The following is a 20,639-nucleotide window of genomic DNA, read 5'->3' on the forward strand; positions in this document are numbered from 1 at the left end:
TCGCCCCCGAAAATCGGAATCGATTTTCGGAAAACAGAATGCACAGCCCCAGTGAATTGTCTCAGCTGCGGCGGCGACGCTCGCGGCGGCCTTCGCTCGTTTCCGGAGCGTTCGCTTCGGCAAGCTTGTTGCGCATCGGGCCGATGCGCTCGATGATCGCCTCGACGGTCGGGCGCGCGTCCTTCTTGTGGGCGTCGAGCGCCTTGCGCATGGCGGCCAGGTGCTCGAACGAGGTGCCGCAGCAGCCGCCGATGATCTTCGCACCGCCATCGACCGCGAGGCGGACATAGTCCGACATCAACTCGGGTGTGCCCGAATAGTGGATTTCGGTGCCGCGGAATTCCGGGATACCGCAATTGCCCTTGATGATGATGGTGGCGTCGGGCTTGGCTTCGCTCATGTCGAGCAGCGAGGCCAGGATGTCGGAGGCGCCGACGCCGCAATTGGCGCCCACGCCCAGCGGCGCCTCGGTTAGGCCATCGGACACCGCATGGATGTCCTTGGGCAACAGGCCCATCATGGTGCGGCCAGCGGTGTCGAACGAGCCCGTGTAGGTGTAGGGCAGGCCGACGCGGATGGCAGCCTCGGCCGCCGCACGGATTTCGTCCGGCGCGGACATCGTTTCGATCCATGCGACTTCGGCGCCACCGGCCTTCAGGCCTTCTATCTGCTCGGCGAATGCGTCCACTGCCTGGTCGTAGGTCAGCGCCCCGAGCGGCACCAGCAACTCGCCGGTCGGACCGACGGAACCGGCGACGATCACCTTGCGGCCGGCCTTGTCGGCGACGGAACGCGCGATTTCGGCGGCGCGCTTGTTGAGTTCGAAGACGCGGTCCTGGGCGTGGTGGAGCTTCAGGCGATGGCGCGTACCGCCGAAGGAATTGGTCAGGATGATGTCGGCGCCGGCGTCGACGAATTTCTGGTGCAGCGTCTCGATCTTCTCGGGCGCGCTCTCGTTCCACAACTCAGGCGCTTCGCCGGCCTCGAGGCCCATGCCGAAAAGATTGGTGCCGGTGGCACCGTCGGCAAGCAGAACGCCTTTTTCAGCAAGCAGGGCATAGATCGGATTGGCGGTCATCGAGACGGCTTTCATCTATCTGGAGGATGGATAAGGATATAAAGAAGTCTTTATGTCTCGTCAATGTCCGGTGTCGCCGCCGGCGAACACCTCGACCGCAATCTCGGTGCAGATGCCGCCGTTGGTCGGGTAGTGGTCGACCGAGCAGGCGGTGACCACGACCAGCAGGTCACATTCGGCGCGCAGGGTGACGTTGCCGCCGGGCGGATTGATCGAGGCAAATACGTCGATCGTGCCGTCGGGCTGGGGCAGTGAGTTCTGGAACAGGTCGACCGGATCCGGCGTGAAGGGCAAGACGAGGCCTTCCGAGGCGAGGGCGGCGTGCAGATTGTCCTGGCAATTGGGGTGCTGGTCGAATCCGGCACGAACGTAAAGAGCATGGTTGCAGGCCGGATACAGCATGTCGTGCGGGCCCGGCGATGCGTCCTCGATCAGCGTCAGCAGCTTGTTTCCCGTCGTGCCGTAGAAATGTTCGCCAACCTTGGGGAACAGCCGTTCGCCGATGTCGCGGGTGTTCGACGTGCTCAGCCAGTCCTTCATGTCCGATGTGAATGCCCAGAGGTCGGCCACCTGCTGGCCCTTCACATCGGTGATGCGGACAAGCTCGCCCTTGCTGACGCGCAGGGCGCGGCCGGATTGCGGCGGGATGACGATGCTGTGCACGGATTTTCCCTCTGGAGAGCGGCTTGCGGGATCGTTGCGCGAACTTCAACTATGCCTGAGGTAAGCGGTCAACTCGTGAAGAACGAGTTCGCCAGCTTGCGGGCAAAACCTGCCGTCTCATGCGGGTTGATGTCGGCGGCGCGGATCAGCTGCTCGAAATGGCGGGTCAGCGTGCGGATCGGCTCGGTCGCATAGAGCACCAGATACATGTCGCCGACATAGATGGCCGCACGCGCCTGACCGAAGATCGTATAAGGGACGGAATAGCGCAGGCGGCCGTCATAGAGAAACAGCCGGAATGTCGGATAAAGGTCGTCGAGCAGATCGGCCATATGGCGCAGCTGCGCCTTGCGATGGCGATCGGGGAAACCGGACCATACGCCGAGCCCACGGGCGAAGATCTCCAGCGTGTGGCGCGGCATGCAGACCTCCATGTCGGTCTCGGGGCGCCTGTTGTAGTCGATGCGGTACTGGGTCTCGCCGGCCTGCGTCTCGCGGCTCTTGTTAGAGATGTCGGCCTCGTAGTCGACCAGCGCCTCGGTGCGCAGCAGATCGGGAATGCCCGCCGGCACGTAGCGGATCTTGGTGCCGGCAGCTTCCGCGTGCCATTTGGCGATGAGCGTGCGCTCGAAGCCGCCCGACGCCTCCTCGATCTCCAGGCTTTCGCGGATTTCGCCGGTCATGCCTTCGTCCTGGCTGACGCCGAGCAGCCAGTCGAGCGACACCTTGTGGACCGAGACGATCGTCAGCAGCGTCTCGGCGCGCGGAAGGCGCGTGGTGGTGCCTGACAGAAGCTGCGACAGCGCCGAGCGGTCGATGCCGACAGATGCGGCAAAGGCCGACTGGTTCTGGCCCGAGCGCTGCACGAGGATGCGCAGGCGCTCCCTGAAGACATCAGATAGATCGCGTTTGTCCATGCCCTGGCACCTCCCGGATTCAAATTGCCCCGAGGGCAAGTTTGCCTGCGGAAAATAGATTCATCGTCCTGTGTGTTTACTAAGTGTAACATCTGCGGCCTAAGCAGCGCAATGTAAACATTATGTGCGCATTGTCGCGTTGAAGCAGCGCATGATTACTGACAACATTATGTCAGGAATCATTAGGTTCCAGCATTCGGGGACAGCAGGCATAAGCATGGCACAGCGAGGCAAAAGGCGCGGCACGGCCACGGCGGTCGAGTGGCCGACGGTATTTCTCATCGCCGCCTGTTACGGTGCGTGGCTGGTGGCGGGCTTCTTAATCTGGCCGAACTATCCCCTGGTGGCGCTGGCGCTGATGATTTTGACGGTTGGGCTGCAGTCGTCGCTGGTCCACGAGGTGCTGCACGGACACCCGACGCGCAACGCGCGCCTCAACGAGGCGCTGGTTTCGCTGCCGATCGGATTGCTGTGGCCCTACAGGCGCTTCAAGACCATCCACCTGCGCCACCATGCCGACGACAAGCTGACCGACCCGTTCGACGATCCGGAGAGCTACTACCGGGCGCTGTGGCAGCACGACAACCTGCCGGAGGCGATGAAGTTCGTGCTCAAGGTCAACAACACCATGGCCGGTCGCTTCGTGCTCGGGCCGCTGCTCTCCTGCATCGGCTTCTTCATTGACGACGCCAAGGCGATTGCCGCTGGCGACAAGGCCATCCGCAAGGCGTGGCTGCTGCACGCCGCAGGGCTCGCCATCGTGTTGCCGGTGATCCAGTTTGGCTTCGGCCTGCCGCTCTGGCTCTATGTGCTGGTGCCGGTATGGCTCGGACATTCGCTGATCTCGATCCGTACATTCGCCGAGCATCAGTGGTCGGAGCATCCGGAAGGGCGCACTGTCATCGTCGAGCGTTCGCCGCTGGCGATCCTGTTCCTCAACAACAACCTGCACTTCGTCCACCACAAGAGCCCGACGGTTGCCTGGTACAAGCTGCCGGCGCTGTTTCGCGAACGCCGCGAGCACTGGCTCAAGCTCAACAAGGGCTATGCTTATCCGAACTACCTGTCGCTGGTGCGCGCCTATGCGTTCCGCGCCAAGGAGCCGGTCTGCCATCCGGCACTGCGCCGCGCGCCCGAGCCGGGCAGGGCATTTGCGCCGCGTGTCAGGGCGCGCAACGTCAACGGCCTGGGCACTGCTCCCGTGCCAGCGGAACCACCGAAGGAATGATATCGGTTCTGCTTGCCCTGATCTGCATTCAAGCCTGAAATGACATCATGAGCGACTTCATCGCCGCATTGCCCATGTATGACTGGCCCGAGATGCGGGCCGAAGTCGACGCCCGATGGGCGCAACTGCGCGACCGGCTGCACGTCATGGGCGTCGATGCGCCCGTTTCCGTTGTCAGGCGCAATGGCGACATGCCAGCGGTTTCCGGCGGCATCCGCAACGCCGCAAGCGAACTGGTCGCGCCAGATCCTGCGACGCTGCCGCCCGACGAACTCCACCTGCCGACGCTCTGGAGGCATCCGCGGCTCTTGTTCGGCCAGACCTGCTGGGGGCCGATGGAAACAACCGGCCTCGCCGGCGATGTGCGCGTCATCGGCCAACCGAGCTATGACGGCGTCGAGGGCGGGCGCGGAGGTGACTATTCCAGCGCCATTGTCATGCGGCGTGGCGTGGTCGCCGGTGACGTGCCGGCGCCTCGGGGCGAGGCAGCATCCGTGCCGCTCGATCTGATGCGCGGCAAGCGTTTTGCCTTCAACAGCCATGATTCGATGTCCGGCTACGTCGGCATTTCGCGCGATCTGGCCGCGCTGGGCGAGAGTCTGGCGATCTTCCCTGATCTCCATGAAAGCGGCGGGCACCGGGCGTCGATCGTGGCAATCGCCCAAGGGCGGGCCGATGTCGCGACCGTCGATTGCCAGAGCTGGGCGCTGGCCCAGCGTTTCGAGCCTGCCGCCAAAGAGGTCGTGGTCGTCGGCTGGACGGCCAAGCGCAAGGGATTGCCCTATATCACCTCCAGAACAACGCCGGAGGCTGTCGTCGGGGTGCTTGTAGAGGCGCTTCTGGCTTAGAGCTTTGTGCCTCCGAATGGACGCGCAGTGTTTCGATGAACGGAGCGCGCCTTCCGAAAGCCTGCTGCGGTTTGCTTCGCGGCCCTTTGGTCCTGGCCGCTAACCGAGCAGGCGCTTGTCCAGCGGGTAGCTCGACAGCTGCTCGTAGCCGGTTTCGGTAATCAGGATCTGTTCCTCGATCTTGACGCCTTCGTGCCCGCCGAGGCGGCCAATATAGCTTTCGACGCAGACCACCATGCCTGGTTCCAGCACACCGTCCGGCGTGTCGGCAGTCCAGTCGGAGGCATGGGGTAGGGTGGGATATTCGTCTGCGAGGCCGACGCCATGAAACAGCACGCCATAACGCGCTGGATAGCAGTCGGGCGGCGGCACGGCTGCACGCTCGACCAGTTCGCGGAAGCCGATGCCGGGTTTCAGCAGCGCGGTGTTGTAGGCGATCTGGTCGGCGGCGATCCTGTAGAGCTCGCGCTGTTCATCAGTGGGGTCGCCATCGCCGCACAGCCAGGTCCGCGACAGGTCGGCGCAAAAACCGTAGGGGCCGATGAGGTCGGTGTCGAAGGCGACGAGGTCGCCCGCCTCGACAACACGCGACGAGCATTCCTGGAACCACGGATTGGTGCGCGGGCCCGATGCCAGCAGCCGGGTCTCGATCCATTCGCCGCCGCGGGCGATGTTGCCGCGATGCAGTTCGGCCCAGAGCTCGTTTTCGGAAATGCCAGGGCGAAGTGCTGCCTCCATTTCGCCCATCGCCGCCTCGCAGGCTGTGATTGAGCGGCGCATGCACAGGATCTCGTCCGGCGATTTGATCAGGCGGGCGTTTTCCATCACCGCTTCGCCGTTGCCGACCGAAATGCCCAGCCTGGCAAGAGCGTCGACGCCCTCATGGTCGAGGTGGTCGACGGCGATGCGCCTGGCGCCGCCGCCATGTTCGCGGACGACGTCGGCAATGCCTTGCGCCCAGCGCTCGACCTTCATGTCGGTCAACTCGCCGCTGTAGAGATACATCCACGACACCGCCGGACGAACCTCGTCGACGATGCCGGAATGGTCGGACAAATGCTCGCAGGAAAAATAGTCGAACAGGACCACCGGGCCGTCGGTCGCGACGAAACAGTGGCGGGTCGGATTGTGCGCCACCCATAGCTGCATGTTGGTCGAGTCGGTGGCATAGCGGATGTTGACGGGATCGTAGAGCAGGGCGCCGGCATAGCCGCGCCGCCTGAGTTCGGCACGGATGCGCTGCAGCCGGTATTGGCGCATTGCCGGCATGTCGGGCGCCGCGATCCCGGCTGCTGCCCATTCGGCTTCGGCTTGCGCGCCGTAACCAAGGATGTGGCTGTTGAGCCCGGCAGCCTTGGTGCGGGCCTGCTCACGCAGGTCTTCCACCGAGCCCGGCTCGAACGGCATGATCTTGCGGTGGCGGCCGAATTTGCCTTTCGTTGAGGCGTCCATCAGCGAGGATCTCCCCCCTTGTGGGGGAGATGTCCGGCAGTACAGAAGGGGGCGACGTAGCGCATCTGTTCTCCTGAGGCCTTATCCCCGCATCTTCTCCCCGCTCGGGTCGAATGGCGGCTCGACATTGATGCGGGCAGGGCGGCGGTGGCCGAGTATCTCGATCTCGAACAGGCCTTCCGCCTCGTTTTCGGCGAGTGCGGCCGGCACGTAGCCCTGAGCCATCGATTTCTCGACATAGTGGGCGTAGCCACCCGAGGTGACCCAGCCGACCACACGCCATTCGCCGTCGACGATGCCGCGCACCGCCGATGCGCCACGGGCGGCGTCCGAGCCGCGCACTTCCTTGCCGGCCTCGTCAAAGCGGGGTGCGCCATAACCATGCGGCTTTTCGATCGTTCCGTAGTCCTTGGCTCCGATCCTGGCCCAGATAGGTTCGTCGCCCATCACGTCGGCATCTGCAGCGTCGACATAGAAGGAGACGCGGCGCAGCTTCGGACCGTCGGCGTGCTCCTTTGCGGCAGCCTCGCGGCCGATGAAGTCGTTCTTCTCGAGCTTGATGAAGCGGTCCATCGCGCCTTCGAACGGGCCGTAGATCGGACGGAGCTCGCGGAACCAGGTCGGGAAGTTCTTTTCGAGGCGCATGGACAGCAGCGCACGCATGCCGAAATCGACAATGCCGAACTCTTCGCCGGCATCCTTGATCGCCTTGTAGACCAGGCGCTGATAGGCCGGCGCCATCCAGATCTCGTAGCCGAGATCGCCGGTATAGGTGATGCGGTTGACCATGCAGGGCGCGCCGCCGACGGCCATCTCGCGGAAATCCATGAAGCGGAAGGCCTTGCTCGACACGTCGACATCGACGAGCTTCTGCAACAGCGCCTGCGACTTCGGGCCGGCGATGGACAGGCCGACAAGCGTCTGGTCGAAGCGGTGGATGCGCACCGAACCATCGCTGGGCAGGTGCTTCTCGAACCAGCGCATGTGGTACTTCTGCGCCGCCGACGAGCCCCAGATCATGAATTTGTCGTCGCCCGTCTTGGCGATGGTGAAGTCGCCGATCAGGCGGCCGAATTCGTTCAGCATCGGCGTCAGCACAATGCGGCCCTTTTTCGGCATGCGGTTGGTCATCAGCCGGTTGAGGAAATCCTCCGCTGCCGGGCCCGACACCTCATACTTGGCGAAGTTTGCGATCTCGGTCACGCCGACGCGGTCGCGCGTGGCACGCACTTCATTGCCGATGTGCTCGAAGTCGTTTGAACGGTGGAAGGAGACGATGTCCTTTGGCTCGGTTCCCTTGGGGGCAAACCATAGCGGCGTCTCCAGGCCCCAGCTGTCGCCCATGACGGCGTTGTTGGCGACCATGGTGTCGTAGAGCGGGGTGGTCTGGGCAGGGCGGGCTGCCGGCAGCTCCTCGTTGGGAAAGCGGATCGAGAAGCGGCGCGAATAGTTCTCACGGACCTTGGCGTTGGTGTAGCGCAGGCTGGCCCATTCACCCCAGCGCGCGACGTCCATGCCCCAGACGTCGAAGCCCGGGTCGCCGTTGACCATCCAGTTCGACAGCGCGAGACCGACGCCGCCGCCTTGGCTGAAGCCGGCCATGACGCCGCAGGCGACCCAATAATTGGTCAGGCCCTGGACCGGGCCGACCAGTGGGTTGCCGTCGGGCGCAAAGGTGAAAGGGCCGTTGATGACCTGCTTGATGCCGGCGTTGGCGATGCCTGGGAAGTGCTGGAAGCCGATTTCCAGCGACGGTGCGATACGGTCAAGGTCGGGCGCCAGCAGTTCATGGCCGAAATCCCAGGGTGTGTTGACAGGCGACCACGGCTTGCAGGCCTTCTCATAGGTGCCGAGCAGAATGCCGTTGCGCTCCTGGCGCGTGTAGATCTCGCCCTTGAAATCGAGCACGCCGATCATTTCGCGGCCGGTTTCCTTGTTGAAAGCCTCGACCTCCGGCATCGGCTCGGTCAGCAGATACATGTGCTCCATGGCGAGCACCGGAAGCTCGACGCCGACCATGCGGCCGACCTCGCGCGCCCACAGGCCGCCGCAATTGACGACGTGCTCTGCCCTGACGGTGCCCTGTTCGGTGACGACGTTCCAGGTGCCGTCGGGATCCTGGGTCAATTCCTTGACCGGGTTGCGCAGCACGATCTCGGCACCGAGCTTCTTCGCCGCCTTGGCGTAGGCATGGGTCGTGCCCGAAGGATCGAGATGGCCTTCGACCGGGTCCCACATGGCGCCGACGAAGTGCCTTTCGTCCATCAGCGGGAACATCTTTTTGGCTTCGGAGGGCGTGATCAGCTCGGTGTCCATGCCGAGATAGCGGCCCTTGGCGTGCGCGAGCCGCAGGAAGTCCATGCGCTCCGGGCTATCGGCCAACATCACGCCGCCGGTCAGGTGCAGCGAGCAGGACTGGCCGGAAATCTCCTCCAGCTCCTTGTAGAGCTGGACCGTATAAGCCTGCAGCTTGGCGACGTTGGGGTCGCCGTTGAGAGTGTGGAAGCCGCCTGCGGCGTGCCAGGACGAGCCGGAGGTGAGCTCCGAGCGCTCGATCAGCATGATGTCGGTCCAGCCAGCGCGGGCGAGGTGGTAGAGCATCGAGCAGCCCACAACGCCGCCGCCGATGACAACTGCTTTCACATGGGATTTCATAAGGTTATGTCCGGTTTTGCGTAAGATGAATCAGGAGTAAGGTCGCGCGTCAGGCGGTGGCGACGCCTTCGATTTCGAGCAGCCAGGCCTCGTCGAAGATGCCGGCTATGATCACGGTCATTGCGATTTTCCTCTCACCGAGAACCTGAGCGCGTATGCGCCTGTTATCGAGGGCATGGGCGCGGTCGGACAGGAAGACGGTGACCTTGACCAGATTGTCGAGGTTCATGCCTGCTGCGTGCAACTGGGCCTCGAGATTGCGCCAGGCGAGCCAGCATTGGCCTTCGAAGTCGTCGGGAATGGCGCCGTCCTTGGCAACGGGGATCTGCCCGGAGATGTAGAGCGTGCGGGCGTTGTTGGTTACTTCGATCGCCTGGGCGTAGCCACCGGCGGGAAGCGGAGCGTCGGGCGAGTTGATTTCGCGCTTGTGCATAGAGCCCTCCTAGAAATCCGTCGGCGCGCCGCCCTCGGCCTTGCGCTTGTCGACGAAGGCGTTGAGCTCTTCGCGGATGGCGGGGTCCATCCATGGCTCCTCATAGGAGGCGAGGCGCTCCTTCCAGACGCGATTTGCCTTTTCCACCGCGGTCGGGCTGCCCGCCTCGGCCCAGGTCTCGAAATTGCGCCAGTCGGAGATCACAGGCGAATAGAAGGCGTTCTTGTAGCGCGACTGGGTATGCGGCGTGCCGAAGAAGTGGCCGCCGGGGCCGACGTCGCGGATGGCATCGACGGCGAGCGCGTCCTCGGACAGGTCGAGCGGGGTCAGGAACTCGGCCACCATCTGCAGCATGTCGATGTCGAGGATCATCTTCTCGTAGGAGCAGCGCAGTCCGCCTTCGAGCCAGCCAGCGCCGTGCAGCATGAAGTTGGCGCCGCTCTGGACGGCGCCCCACAGCGAGAAGACACTTTCATAGGCGGCCTGCGCGTCGACGGCGTTGGCGGCGCAGACGTTGGAGGTGCGGTAGGGAATATTGTAGCGGCGCGCGAGCTGGCCGCCGACGAGCTGGGCCTTCATGTATTCGGGGGTGCCGAAGGCGGGCGCGCCCGACTTCATGTCGACATTCGAGGTGAAGCCGCCATAGCCCACGGGCGCACCCTTCTTGACCATCTGGGTGAAGGCGAGACCGGACAGCGCTTCGGCGTTCTGCTGCACCAAAGCACCGGCAATGGTGACGGGCGCCATCGCGCCCGACAGGGTGAAGGGGGTGACGATCACCACCTGGCCCATCGACGACATCTGGATGATGCCTTCCATCATCGGCACGTCGAGCTTGAGCGGCGAGTTGGTGTTGATGATGGTGTAGACCGAGGGCTCTTCCATCATCTGCTCGCGGGAAATGCCGCGGGCGATGCGGGTGATCTCGATGCCGTCGACATTGCGTTCCTTGCCGAGCGAATAGATGTGGAACACCTTGTCGGTCAGCGTCGCGAGGTCCCTGATGCATTCGAGGTGGCGGACCGAGGGGTGGATATCCACCGGCTCGACCGGATAGCCGCCCGTCGTGTTCAGGATGTTGTGCATCTGGGCGAGCTTGAGGAAATTGCGGTAGTCGGCCTGGTTGCCCGGGCGACGGCCGCGATCGAGATCCGAGCAGTTGGGTGCCGACGCCATCTGCGAAATGACGAAATTGTTGCCGCCAAAGCGTACGTTGTGCGCCGGATTGCGGGCATGCAGGGTGAATTCGGCCGGCGCATGCGAGATCAGCTCGAGGATCATGTCGGAATCGAAGCGGACGCGCTCGGAGCCGTCGCGCACGTCGGCGCCATGCGCCTTCATGATGCGGCGTGCCTCGTCGTGCAGAACGTCGACACCGATTTCCTTGAGCACCCTGAGCGAAGCGAGATGGATCGATTCCAGCTCGTCGTCCGAGATCAGCTTGGTCGGTGTGAAGGGAATCTTGAGCTGGCGGAATGGCGGCTGCTCGAAGGCCTGAGAGCCGCCGGCGCGCTTGCCGGCACGGCCGCCACGGCGAGCGCGGTCGGAGGCGGGAGCCTGTTCGGCTGTTTGCAGGGCCACGGTCATGGAATCCTCACGGCAAGCTTCAGTATCGCGGGCATAATGGACTGGGGCAGCGAAGCTCATTGCGGTGGCGGCGACCAGTAGCGCGAGGGAAACGACATTGCCGGTGGGCTGTTGGGGACTGTGGCCAATGGGACTGGACCGACGTTCTCCGTCGTGGTGAAGCATCCGGCACATGGCCGTCCCTCTGTAGGATCGGCGCTGATCGATTCTCGTGGTGACAAACTTGTCTTCTCCCGCTTCCACTGCCGCCGAACCGCCGTTGAGGTGGGCTCCGCTTGTCGGCGTCACCGCAGCACTTGCGATGTTCGGCGCAGCCCAAGGGCTGAGCTATCCGCTGTTTTCTCTTTTGATGCAGAAGCAGGGCATGTCGCCGGCGATGATAGGCCTGTCGGCAGCGATGATGCCGATGGGGCTGATCGCGTCAGCGCCATTCGTTCCGGCGGCGGTGCGACTGTTCGGCGGGCGCAGGCTCGCAGTGTGCTGCTCGATTGCGGCTGCAGTCTGCTTCCTGCTGATCGGCTATCTGCAGGACTGGTTCGCCTGGTTCGTCGTGCGCTTCATGATCGGCGTCGTCATCAACCCGCTCTACATCCTTGGCGAAGTGTGGGCGCTGTCGATGGCGCCACCGTCGCGGCGTGGGCGCGTCATGGGGGTGTTCAACACGCTGATGGGCATAGGCTATGCCAGCGGGCCGCTGGTGCTGACCTTCGTCGGCACGGCCGGCTGGACGCCGTTCGTCATCGCAATCGTCGGCTTCCTCGCCTGCGCCGCCGTCCTGCGCATCATGTCGGTCCAGTCGGGCTTCGAGGAGGACGGCCAGTCCAAGGGCGGCGTGCTCGGCTTTGCGGCGCTCGCGCCGGCGCTGCTGTTTGCCGTTCTTGTCTCTGCTGCCAACCAGCAGAGCACCTATTCGCTGCTGCCCGTGTTCGGCGCGGCTCATGGACTGCCCGAAGCCATGCTTGCGGCCATGCTGACGGCACTGTCGATGGGCAACATCCTGCTGCAGATACCGCTTGGGCTGATGGCCGAGCGGGTCGGAGGGCGCACGATGATCCTGTTCTGTGCCGCAGCGACCGCAACCTGCGCCGTGCTGCTGCCGCTGCTGATCGATACACCGCTGATCTGGGTTGTGCTGGTGGTGATGGGAGCCGTCGGCTACGGCGTCTACACCATGGCACTGGTCGAGCTTGGCAACCGGTTCAATGGCAGTCTGCTCGTTGCCGGAAATGCTGCGTTCGCGCTCATGTGGGGCCTGGGTGGCATTGTCGGCCCGCCGAGCTCCGGGCTGGTGATGCAGAGCTTCGGACCGATCGGCCTGCCGGCGGTGCTGCTGAGCCTCAATCTGGCCTTGCTCGCCTTCGCCTTTTATCGGGCCGCGGCGCGCAAGCGCAGCGGAGGCTAGCGAAGCGGGGAAAGGGTAGGCAGGTCGACGCGGCGGCAATCCAAGACAGCGGTTTGCGCCGGGTCATTGAGCCTTGGCGACGTGCCACTTTCCACCCATGTCGTTGCCTTTCATTTCACCGGCTTTGGTGTCGAGCGCAAATGTGTAGAGCGGCCTGCTGTCGTAGGCCCACATATGGGAGCCGTCCGGTCGCTTGACGATCGTCCATTTGCCTTCGGCCTTGGCGTCAGCAGCTGCCTTGAAGGGCAGCCAGGTTTCGGTACAGGTTGCCTCGCAATTGGACTTGCCCTTGGCGTCTTCGTCGAATGTGTAGAGGGTCATGCCCTTGGCTGTGGCGTAGATCTTGCCGCTCGGACTGTCCATCACCTTGGCCGGGGTGGCGGCCAAGGAGACGGCCGAGCTTGCGAGCAAGACTGCAAATGCCGAGAGTATCGTTTTCATCGTGATCGCTCCCTTTTTTGCAGTGGCCGGGGAACATTCCGGCGCACCCCCGATAACGATTGTTGCCGGGGCGGTGTTCCCGATCTACGAGGGATGAAGACGCCTGGCACCTGTCGGCGGGCGCGCAGGCACAGCGGGAGCCGAACGAGAGGTTAGGCGAACCTGCGCGGCAGCCGAAGGGCGCCGCGCAGGGAAAAAAATCAGTTGGCCTTGGCTACATGCCAGACGCCGCCCTTGCCGTCGCCGGCCATATCTCCGGCTTTCTTGTCGCCGACAAATGTATAGAGCGCCTTGCCGTCGTAGGCCCACATATGCGAGCCGTCCTTGCGCTTGATGAGGGTCCATTCGCCCTCGGCCTTGGCGTCCGCTGCAGCCTTCAGCGGCGGCCAGTTCTCGGCGCAGGTGGCTTCGCAGCTCGACTTGTCCTTTGCGTCCTTGTCGAAGGTGTAAAGCGTCATGCCCTTGGCATCGGTGTAGATCTTGCCGGCCTTGCTATCCATGACCTTGGCAGGTTCGGCCGCGTAGGAGGCGGCCACGCTGGCAAGCAGAATGGCAAGTGCAGAGACTAACGTTTTCATTGATGTGCTCCCTATCCAGAAGACCGGCCAGAAAAGGCCGGCCACACACAAGGACAACGAAGCTGGAGGCGCTGGTATTCCGGGGCATGCGCGAAAGGGTGTCGCCGGTGCTTGTCGTGTCGCGAAATGCCGGGTTAGACTGTGGTCATGTGCGCGCTCAACGCCCATACTCCGCTGCAGGAGGCCGCATCGAAGCCGTCGCCGCGCACGCGGCATACGGAGCTTCTGCGTCTTTGCGCGCGCATCGGCTATTCGCCGCCTTGCCGTCTTTGAATCCGCCCCGGCGCTTGCCGGATTGATTCAAGAGAAAGGCACAAGCCAATGACCTATCAGAACTATTCGCTGACACAGCTTCAGCAGATCGACGCTGCGCATCATCTCCATCCCTTCACCGACCACAAGGAACTGCGCGACATCGGCTCGCGCATGATCACCCGTGCCGAAGGCCCGTTCATCTACGATTCGGAAGGGACGGAACTGCTCGACGGCATGGCCGGCCTCTGGTGCGTCAATGTCGGCTACGGGCGCACCGAACTGGCGGAGGCTGCCTATCAGCAGATGAAGGAGCTGCCTTACTACAACTCCTTCTTCAAATGCTCGACGCCGACGCCGGTGCTGCTGTCCAAGAAGCTCGCGGAATTGGCGCCGAAGAACATCAACCAGGTATTCTATGGCTCGTCGGGTTCCGAATCCAACGACACTGCGCTGAGGCTCGTCCGTCACTACTGGGCGCTCGAGGGCAAGCCGCAGAAGAACCGCATCATCTCGCGCAAGATGGCCTATCATGGCTCGACTGTCGCCGGCACCTCGCTCGGCGGCATGGACGGCATGCACCACCAGCTTGGCGGCGCAGTGCCCAACATCGTCCATGTGATGATGCCTTATGCCTACGAACTGGCGCTGCCGGGCGAAAGCGACCATGATTTCGGCCTGCGTGCCGCAAAGTCGGTCGAGGATGCTATCCTGGAGGCAGGTGCGGAAAACGTTGCTGCCTTCATCGGCGAGCCGATCATGGGCGCCGGTGGCGTCAAGATTCCGCCGGCGAGCTATTGGCCTGAAATCCAGCGCATCTGCCGCAAGCACGACGTGCTGCTGATGCTCGACGAGGTCATCACCGGTTACGGCCGCACCGGCGAATGGTTTGCCGCCCAGACCTATGGCATCGAGGCCGACACCATCACCACCGCCAAGGCGCTGACCTCGGGTTATCAGCCGCTGTCGGCTCTGCTGGTCGGCGATCGCATTGCTTCTACGCTGGTCGACAAGGGTGGCGAGTTCTACCATGGCTACACCTATTCCGGTCATCCGGTCGCCTGTGCGGTCGCGCTCAAGAACCTCGAGATCATCGAGCGCGAAGGCCTGGTCGAGCGCGTCAAGAACGATACGGGCCCGTATTTCGCCCAGATGCTCAAGGATCGTATCGCCGGTCACGGCCTCGTTGGCGAGGTACGGTCGGTCGGCCTGATGGGCGCCATCGAGATCGTCAAGGACAAGGCGACCAAGGAGCGGTTTTCGCCCGGTGGCAGTGCTGCCGTCGTTGTCCGCGATCACGCCATTGCCAATGGCATGATGATGCGGGCGACCGGCGACTCGATGATCCTGTCGCCGCCGCTGATCTGGACCCGCGCCACCATCGACATGGCCGGCGATCGCATCGTGAAAGCGCTCGACCTTGCCGAGCGCGATCTGAGGAAGGCCTGATTACGGGGCCGGGCAGGGCAACCTGCCCGGCCTTTTCCAACCAGGGAGGAAATGATGAGCGGAAAACCGATCGTGCCATTGATCGAGTACGAGCAGGCAAACGAAGCCGTTCGCGCCGTCTATGACGACATCATGGCAACCAGGAAGGTCGATTGGGTCAACAATTTCTGGAAGGTGCTGGCGCATGACCCGGCATTGCTCAAGCGCACCTGGGACACGCTGCGGGAAGTGATGGCGCCGGGCGCGCTTGATCCGCTCGTCAAGGAAATGATCTACATCGCGGTTTCGGCGACCAATGGCTGCGAGTATTGCACATATTCGCACACCGCTTCGGCGCGCGCCAAGGGCCTGAGCGAGGCGCAGCTGATGGAGTTGCTCGCGGTCGTCGGCATGGCCAACGAGACGAACAGGCTCGCCAACGGCCTGCGTCCGCCCGTCGATGCCGCCTTCGAGCCCAAAGGCTGATTGCTTCCTGCTTGTTCATGACAGGCTTGTGGCATATATTGTGCACTGCACAATAATTCTCGACCGCCACTGGCGATCGAGGCGGGCCTGTTGCCCAGCAGGAGTGCCTTTCGCATGAAAAGACACCAGGCGATGAAGGCGCAGCGGCAGTCGACGGCCATTGCCGGCAGCTTGATGCTGGCGCCGATGGTGATGGCGATGCGGCTGCCGGTCATGGCGACCGAGGCCCACAGCGGCAGAGTGCTGAAAGGCGAGAGCCTTGCGGCAGTCACGGAAAAGACGGCGGCCATTGCCGAGGGCATGGTTGCTGCCCAGATGTCCTATTTCCAGTCGGCGATGCAGTTCTGGCCGGAGGTGCTTTCCGGCAAGACGCCGTCGGTGCTGAATGGCGTGGCGGCACAACGTTCGGTCACGGCGGCCCTTCGCCCGGCCAGTAAGAGGGTCAAGGCGAACTTCCGGCGCCTTTCGACAAAGGCAGGCGGGTAAGAAAGCTGAGATAGGGGCTGAACGCAAAAACCGCGCCCCTGACGGGAACGCGGCTTTGCCACTTTCAACGCATGGCCCTTCGCAACTGACCCGCGAAGGTTACAGCTCCGGTACGCGATACCTGATCCGGAGCGCCGGCGGCTGCGATGACCGCCTTGCAAACCGTTTTAGCGGAACATCGTTACCGCCCGGTTATCGAGAGCTTAATCAATTCTAAATTTTAGCTTTTTTTGACTTAATCGATGCGCAGGACAGGCGGCACTTGCCGCCGAACATAGCTGTCCTCGACGACAGGAGTATTTCTGCGCGTCATTCAGGCGCGCAGGAAGCTGTTCGATCCTGGAGGCGCGGTCAGCCGACGTCGCCGCGCAGGAACTTGATGATGCCGGAGAAGTCGGTGCCGCCATGGCCCTGGCCGGCGAAGAGCGAATAGAGCTGCGTTGCCTCTGCCCCGAGCGGGGTCGCGGCACCGGCCTGCTGGGCTGCCTCCTGCGACAGCTTCAGGTCCTTGAGCATCAGTGCCGCGGCGAAGCCCGGCTGGTAGTCGCGGTTGGCTGGCGAATTGGGCACCGGGCCGGGCACGGGGCAATAGGAGGTCAGCGACCAGCACTGGCCTGACGAGGTCGAGGCGACGTCGAACAGTGCCTGGTGCGACAGGCCGAGCTTCTCGGCCAGCACGAAGGCCTCGGCCACGCCGATCATCGATATGCCGAGGATCATGTTGTTGCAGATCTTGGCGGCCTGGCCGGCGCCGGCGTTGCCGCAATGGACGATGCGCCCGGCCATCGGCTTCAGCACCGGCTCGGCCGCATCGAAGGCTGCCTTGGCGCCGCCGGCCATGAAGGTCAGCGTTCCCGCGGTCGCGCCGCCGGTGCCTCCGGATACGGGAGCGTCGACCGAGAGCAGGCCGTGCTTGGCTGCAATGGCGTGAGCCTTGCGGGCGGAATCGACGTCGATGGTCGAGGAGTCGATGAGCAGCGCGCCTTCCTTCACCTTGGGCGCGATGTCTTCGTAGACTGACAGCACATGCTTGCCGGCCGGCAGCATGGTGATGACGACGTCGGCGTCTTTGACCGCCGCGACCGCATTGGCCATGACCACGACGCCGTTGCTCCTGGCCGTCTCCAGATGCTCGGGCATCAGGTCGAAACCGTGGACGGCATGGCCGGCCTTGACGAGATTGGCCGCCATGGGATTGCCCATGTTGCCCAGACCGATGAAGGCGACAGTTGTCATTGGGTGGTTCCTCCGGTGAGAAGGGAGTAGCGAACGGCGAATAGAAAGAGGGCTGGGAGGACAGCGACGGCTTACGTTCAGCTTGCTCTATTCCCTATTCGCCCTTCGCTATCTCCCGATCAGATGCCTGGCGATGATGACGCGCATGATCTCGTTGGTGCCTTCGAGAATCTGGTGGACGCGCAGGTCGCGGACCAGCTTCTCGATGCCGTAGTCGTGCAGGTAGCCGTAGCCGCCGAGCAGTTGCAGCGCGTTGTTGGCGACGTCGAAGCCAGTGTCGGTGACGAAGCGCTTGGCCATGGCCGACCATTTCGAGGCGTCGTGCGCCTTGCGGTCGAGCTTCGAGGCGGCCGCATAGAGGAACAGGCGGGCGGCCTGCAGTTCGGTCTCCATGTCGGCGAGGCGGAACTGCAGCGCCTGGAAGCGGTCGATGGTCTGGCCGAAGGCCTTGCGTTCGGCAGTGTAGGCGAGTGCCTTGTCCAGTGCCGACTGGGCGCCGCCGACCGAGCATGCGGCGATGTTGAGCCGGCCGCCGTCGAGGCCTGCCATGGCAATGCCGAAGCCCGCGCCCTCGTCGGACAGCCGGTTCTCGACCGGCACGCGGCAATCGGTGAACATCACCTGCCGCGTCGACTGCATGTGCCAGCCCATCTTGTGTTCATTGGCGCCGAAGAACAGGCCCGGCGCGTCCTTGGGCACGACGATGGTCGAGATGCCCTTGGGGCCATCGACGCCGGTGCGCACCATGACAACATAGATGTCGCTGTCGCCGGCGCCCGAGATGAATTGCTTGGCGCCGTTGATGACGTAGTGGTCGCCGTCACGCACGGCGCGAGTGCGCAGGGCGGCGGCGTCGGAGCCGGAACCGGGTTCGGTCAGGCAGTAGCTTGCCAGCCATTCCATCGAGATCAGCTTGGGCAGGAAGCGCTGGCGCTGCTCCTCGTTGCCGAAGCGGTCGATCATCGACGCGGCCATGTTGTGGATGGAAATGAACGACGAAAAACCGGGACAGGCCTGTGCCAGCTGCTCGAAGACGAGCACCGCGTCGAGCCGGGTCAATGCCGAGCCGCCGACATCGTCTCTGACATAGAGCCCGCCAAAGCCGAGCGGGCCGGTCTCACGGATCACATCTGCGGGGAAGGTCTTGGCCTTGTCCCATTCGAGGGCAAAAGGGGCCACCCGCTCGGCGGCAAAGCTGCCTGCGAGTTCGCGAATCGCCAGTTGGTCTTCGTTGAGTTCGAATTGACCGGCAGTCGCTTCGTTTGCGGCGTCCATGTCGGCCTCCCTGACGTTTTTGGCTATGCGCGAAGTTCAATCTAGACCAATGATGCGGCCGCGCAACCCGATGACTGACAGAGCGGCTGTGCGCAAATGCATATGCGGGAAGCGACGTGACGACAAATTTTGATGAGCTGCTGGCGGCGTTTCGAAGCTATTTGCAAGACTGCAGCGCCAACCCTGTTGTGACCAGCTTTCTGGCCGAAATCGACTGGTCGATGCCTGCCCGGACACTGGAGCCGAATGCCGTCGCATGTTCGGTCCTCCTCGATCGCGCCATCATTCTTGCATCGGATGCAACGCGGCCACTGACCGAGTTGCTGGCCAGGCATCGCGACGAACTGCGCTGGGGACAGACCTACACGGCAGCCGATTTCGGTCAGCATTTCATCGACAACTATGGCTGGGTCGAACTCTTTGGCACGCGTGGCCATTTCGCCAATGAGCAACTGGCGGCGGGTTTTCTGGTCCTTGGCCCCGATGTCGAATATCCCGACCATCACCACCTTGCCGAAGAGCTCTACATCCCGCTGTCAGGCGGCACCTGCTGGCGCATGGGCGGTGAGCCGTTCCGCCTGCGTTCGGCAGGCGAGATTGTTCACCACGCCTCCAATGTCAGCCATGCGATGCGTACGGGCAACGAGCCGCTTCTGGCGCTTTATCTCTGGCGCGGCGGCCCATTGGCGCAACGCTCGACAATCTCTGCGACGGGAGCCTGACATGGCGAAAGCGATCATGCTCCAGGGCACCGGCTCCGACGTCGGCAAGACAGTGCTGGTGGCAGGACTGTGCCGGGCCGCGCGCAACCGCGGCCTCAGCGTCCGGCCGTTCAAGCCGCAGAACATGTCTAACAATGCTGCCGTCGCCGATCTTCCAGGCGAGGTGGGCGGCGGCGAGATCGGGCGCGCGCAATGGCTGCAGGCCATAGCCTGCGGGGTCAAGCCGTCCATCCACATGAACCCGGTTTTGCTCAAGCCGCAGAGCGACATCGGCAGCCAGGTGGTGGTGCAGGGCAAGGTATTTGGCCATGCCAAGGCACGTGACTACCAGCAGCTCAAGCCGCAGCTGATGGGGGCGGTGCTCGATTCATGGGAGAAGTTGGGCGACGGCGCCGACCTGATCATCGTCGAGGGGGCGGGCTCGCCGGCCGAGATCAATCTCAGGCCACGCGACATCGCCAATATGGGCTTTGCCACCCGCGCCGACGTACCCGTCATCCTGGTCGGAGACATCGACCGCGGCGGGGTGATCGCGTCCGTGGCCGGCACACATCTCATCCTGCCCGACGATGACCGGCGCATGATCGTCGGCTACCTCATCAACAAGTTCCGCGGCGACGCCAGCCTGTTCGACGAGGGCATCGACGCCATTGGCCGCTTCACCGGCTGGCGCTGCTTCGGCGTGGTGCCGTGGCTGAAGGCGGCAGCACTGCTGCCGTCGGAGGATTCGGTGATCCTCGAACGCCTCGCCGGCGGCGAAAAGCGGGCGCTGAAGGTCGCGGTGCCGATGCTCGGCCGTATCTCCAATTTCGACGATCTCGACCCGTTGCGGGCCGAGCCACAGGTGGAGGTGGTGTTCGTGCCGCCCGGCCAGCCGCTGCCCGAGGATGCCGGGCTGGTGGTGATCCCCGGCTCCAAATCGACCATCGGCGACCTTCTGATGTTCCGCGACAATGGCTGGGATCGTGACCTGGAGGCCCATCGCCGTCGCGGCGGCCATATCGTCGGCATCTGCGGCGGCTACCAGATGCTTGGGCAGGTGGTGCGCGATCCCTTGGGCATCGAGGGCAGCGTCACCGAAACGCGCGGCCTCGGGTTGCTCGACGTCGAGACTGTCATGGAGCCGGAGAAGACAGTGCGCAATGTCGAGGCACGCTCGCTGCGCTTCGACGCACCGCTGACGGGCTATGAAATCCATCTCGGCCGTACGACCGGACCGGACTGTTCGCGTCCGGCTGCAATCGTCAACGGCGTCGAGGATGGCGCCACCTCGGCCGACTGCAAGGTGTTCGGCACCTATATGCACGGGTTGTTCGGCGCCGATGTGTTTCGCGGGCGTTTCCTCGAAAGCCTCGGCATCAAGGGTGGCGGTATCGACTACCGCGCCGAGGTCGAGCGCGCGCTGGACGAGATCGCCGCCGAGCTGGAGCGCCATCTCGATTGTGATGCGATCTTCGCCGCAGCGCGCTGAC

Annotated in this window: 19 protein-coding genes; 8 read left to right on the forward strand and 11 right to left on the reverse strand. The window is 63.6% G+C overall.

All coding sequences use genetic code 11. The annotated features are described in order from the left end of the window. Nucleotides 1-61: 61 nt before the first annotated feature. The 3 genes from bmt to NDO48_RS09295 all read right to left on the reverse strand — a co-directional run bounded on the left by bmt (nt 62) and on the right by NDO48_RS09295 (nt 2,658). Complete coding sequence (bmt, locus tag NDO48_RS09285) at nt 62-1,093, reverse strand: betaine--homocysteine S-methyltransferase (RefSeq protein WP_416377190.1); 1,032 nt, start codon at nt 1,091-1,093, stop codon at nt 62-64. A gap of 45 nt (nt 1,094-1,138) precedes the next feature. After that, nucleotides 1,139-1,741, reverse strand: a complete 603-nt coding sequence (locus NDO48_RS09290; protein ID WP_018428363.1) for a DUF1989 domain-containing protein — start codon at nt 1,739-1,741, stop codon at nt 1,139-1,141. 68 nt (nt 1,742-1,809) lie between these two features. Next, nucleotides 1,810-2,658: a helix-turn-helix domain-containing protein gene (locus tag NDO48_RS09295; protein ID WP_018428362.1), complete on the reverse strand. Its 849-nt coding sequence runs from the start codon at nt 2,656-2,658 to the stop codon at nt 1,810-1,812. A 217-nt stretch (nt 2,659-2,875) separates the two neighbouring features. On the opposite strand from NDO48_RS09295, the gene NDO48_RS09300 reads away from it, so the two are divergent. Both NDO48_RS09300 and NDO48_RS09305 read left to right on the forward strand, forming a co-directional pair. Next, nucleotides 2,876-3,886 carry a fatty acid desaturase gene (locus NDO48_RS09300; RefSeq protein WP_267321376.1) on the forward strand — a complete coding sequence of 337 codons (1,011 nt, stop codon included), beginning with the start codon at nt 2,876-2,878 and terminating at the stop codon, nt 3,884-3,886. Between the two features lie 47 nt (nt 3,887-3,933). After that, complete coding sequence (locus NDO48_RS09305; protein ID WP_018428360.1) at nt 3,934-4,734, forward strand: phosphate/phosphite/phosphonate ABC transporter substrate-binding protein; 801 nt, start codon at nt 3,934-3,936, stop codon at nt 4,732-4,734. Between the two features lie 99 nt (nt 4,735-4,833). Here the strand turns inward: NDO48_RS09305 and NDO48_RS09310 are convergent, their stop codons facing one another. The 4 genes from NDO48_RS09310 to NDO48_RS09325 form a co-directional block, all read right to left on the reverse strand. Continuing rightward, entirely contained in the window at nt 4,834-6,186 is a 1,353-nt protein-coding gene (locus tag NDO48_RS09310) for a M24 family metallopeptidase (protein WP_018428359.1), read from the reverse strand. A gap of 81 nt (nt 6,187-6,267) precedes the next feature. After that, a complete protein-coding gene (locus NDO48_RS09315; protein WP_267321377.1) occupies nt 6,268-8,841 on the reverse strand; it encodes a GcvT family protein in 2,574 nt (857 codons plus the stop codon). 49 nt (nt 8,842-8,890) lie between these two features. Continuing rightward, complete coding sequence (locus NDO48_RS09320; protein WP_018428357.1) at nt 8,891-9,274, reverse strand: RidA family protein; 384 nt, start codon at nt 9,272-9,274, stop codon at nt 8,891-8,893. 9 nt (nt 9,275-9,283) lie between these two features. Further along, the gene (locus NDO48_RS09325) at nt 9,284-10,861 is read right to left on the reverse strand and encodes a trimethylamine methyltransferase family protein (RefSeq protein ID WP_018428356.1); all 1,578 of its coding nucleotides are present in this window, start codon (nt 10,859-10,861) and stop codon (nt 9,284-9,286) included. Between the two features lie 259 nt (nt 10,862-11,120). On the opposite strand from NDO48_RS09325, the gene NDO48_RS09330 reads away from it, so the two are divergent. Beyond that, entirely contained in the window at nt 11,121-12,263 is a 1,143-nt protein-coding gene (locus NDO48_RS09330) for an MFS transporter (protein WP_018428355.1), read from the forward strand. Nucleotides 12,264-12,326: 63 nt separating this feature from the next. On the opposite strand, the gene NDO48_RS09335 is transcribed toward NDO48_RS09330, so the two are convergent. Then, nucleotides 12,327-12,704 (reverse strand): hypothetical protein, encoded by a 378-nt coding sequence (locus tag NDO48_RS09335; RefSeq protein ID WP_018428354.1) that lies wholly within the window; start codon nt 12,702-12,704, stop codon nt 12,327-12,329. A 200-nt stretch (nt 12,705-12,904) separates the two neighbouring features. Next, a complete protein-coding gene (locus tag NDO48_RS09340; RefSeq protein ID WP_018428353.1) occupies nt 12,905-13,282 on the reverse strand; it encodes a hypothetical protein in 378 nt (125 codons plus the stop codon). Nucleotides 13,283-13,603: 321 nt separating this feature from the next. On the opposite strand from NDO48_RS09340, the gene NDO48_RS09345 reads away from it, so the two are divergent. The 3 genes from NDO48_RS09345 to NDO48_RS09355 all read left to right on the forward strand — a co-directional run bounded on the left by NDO48_RS09345 (nt 13,604) and on the right by NDO48_RS09355 (nt 15,934). Further along, the gene (locus tag NDO48_RS09345; RefSeq protein WP_018428351.1) at nt 13,604-14,983 is read left to right on the forward strand and encodes an aspartate aminotransferase family protein; all 1,380 of its coding nucleotides are present in this window, start codon (nt 13,604-13,606) and stop codon (nt 14,981-14,983) included. A 51-nt stretch (nt 14,984-15,034) separates the two neighbouring features. Next, the gene (locus tag NDO48_RS09350) at nt 15,035-15,448 is read left to right on the forward strand and encodes a carboxymuconolactone decarboxylase family protein (RefSeq protein ID WP_018428350.1); all 414 of its coding nucleotides are present in this window, start codon (nt 15,035-15,037) and stop codon (nt 15,446-15,448) included. 114 nt (nt 15,449-15,562) lie between these two features. Continuing rightward, complete coding sequence (locus NDO48_RS09355; RefSeq protein ID WP_040456220.1) at nt 15,563-15,934, forward strand: hypothetical protein; 372 nt, start codon at nt 15,563-15,565, stop codon at nt 15,932-15,934. Between the two features lie 351 nt (nt 15,935-16,285). On the opposite strand, the gene mmsB is transcribed toward NDO48_RS09355, so the two are convergent. Next, complete coding sequence (gene mmsB, locus NDO48_RS09360; protein WP_018428348.1) at nt 16,286-17,170, reverse strand: 3-hydroxyisobutyrate dehydrogenase; 885 nt, start codon at nt 17,168-17,170, stop codon at nt 16,286-16,288. 108 nt (nt 17,171-17,278) lie between these two features. Next, complete coding sequence (locus NDO48_RS09365) at nt 17,279-18,445, reverse strand: isobutyryl-CoA dehydrogenase (RefSeq protein WP_018428347.1); 1,167 nt, start codon at nt 18,443-18,445, stop codon at nt 17,279-17,281. 116 nt (nt 18,446-18,561) lie between these two features. On the opposite strand from NDO48_RS09365, the gene NDO48_RS09370 reads away from it, so the two are divergent. Further along, nucleotides 18,562-19,167, forward strand: coding sequence for a dimethylsulfonioproprionate lyase family protein (locus NDO48_RS09370; RefSeq protein WP_018428346.1), 606 nt, complete (start codon nt 18,562-18,564; stop codon nt 19,165-19,167). A gap of 1 nt (nt 19,168) precedes the next feature. Continuing rightward, nucleotides 19,169-20,638 carry a cobyric acid synthase gene (locus tag NDO48_RS09375; protein ID WP_018428345.1) on the forward strand — a complete coding sequence of 490 codons (1,470 nt, stop codon included), beginning with the start codon at nt 19,169-19,171 and terminating at the stop codon, nt 20,636-20,638. Nucleotide 20,639 lies beyond the last annotated feature (1 nt).

Source organism: Aminobacter sp. MET-1 (assembly GCF_026521175.1).
In the GTDB taxonomy this organism is placed as follows: Bacteria; Pseudomonadota; Alphaproteobacteria; order Rhizobiales; family Rhizobiaceae; genus Aminobacter.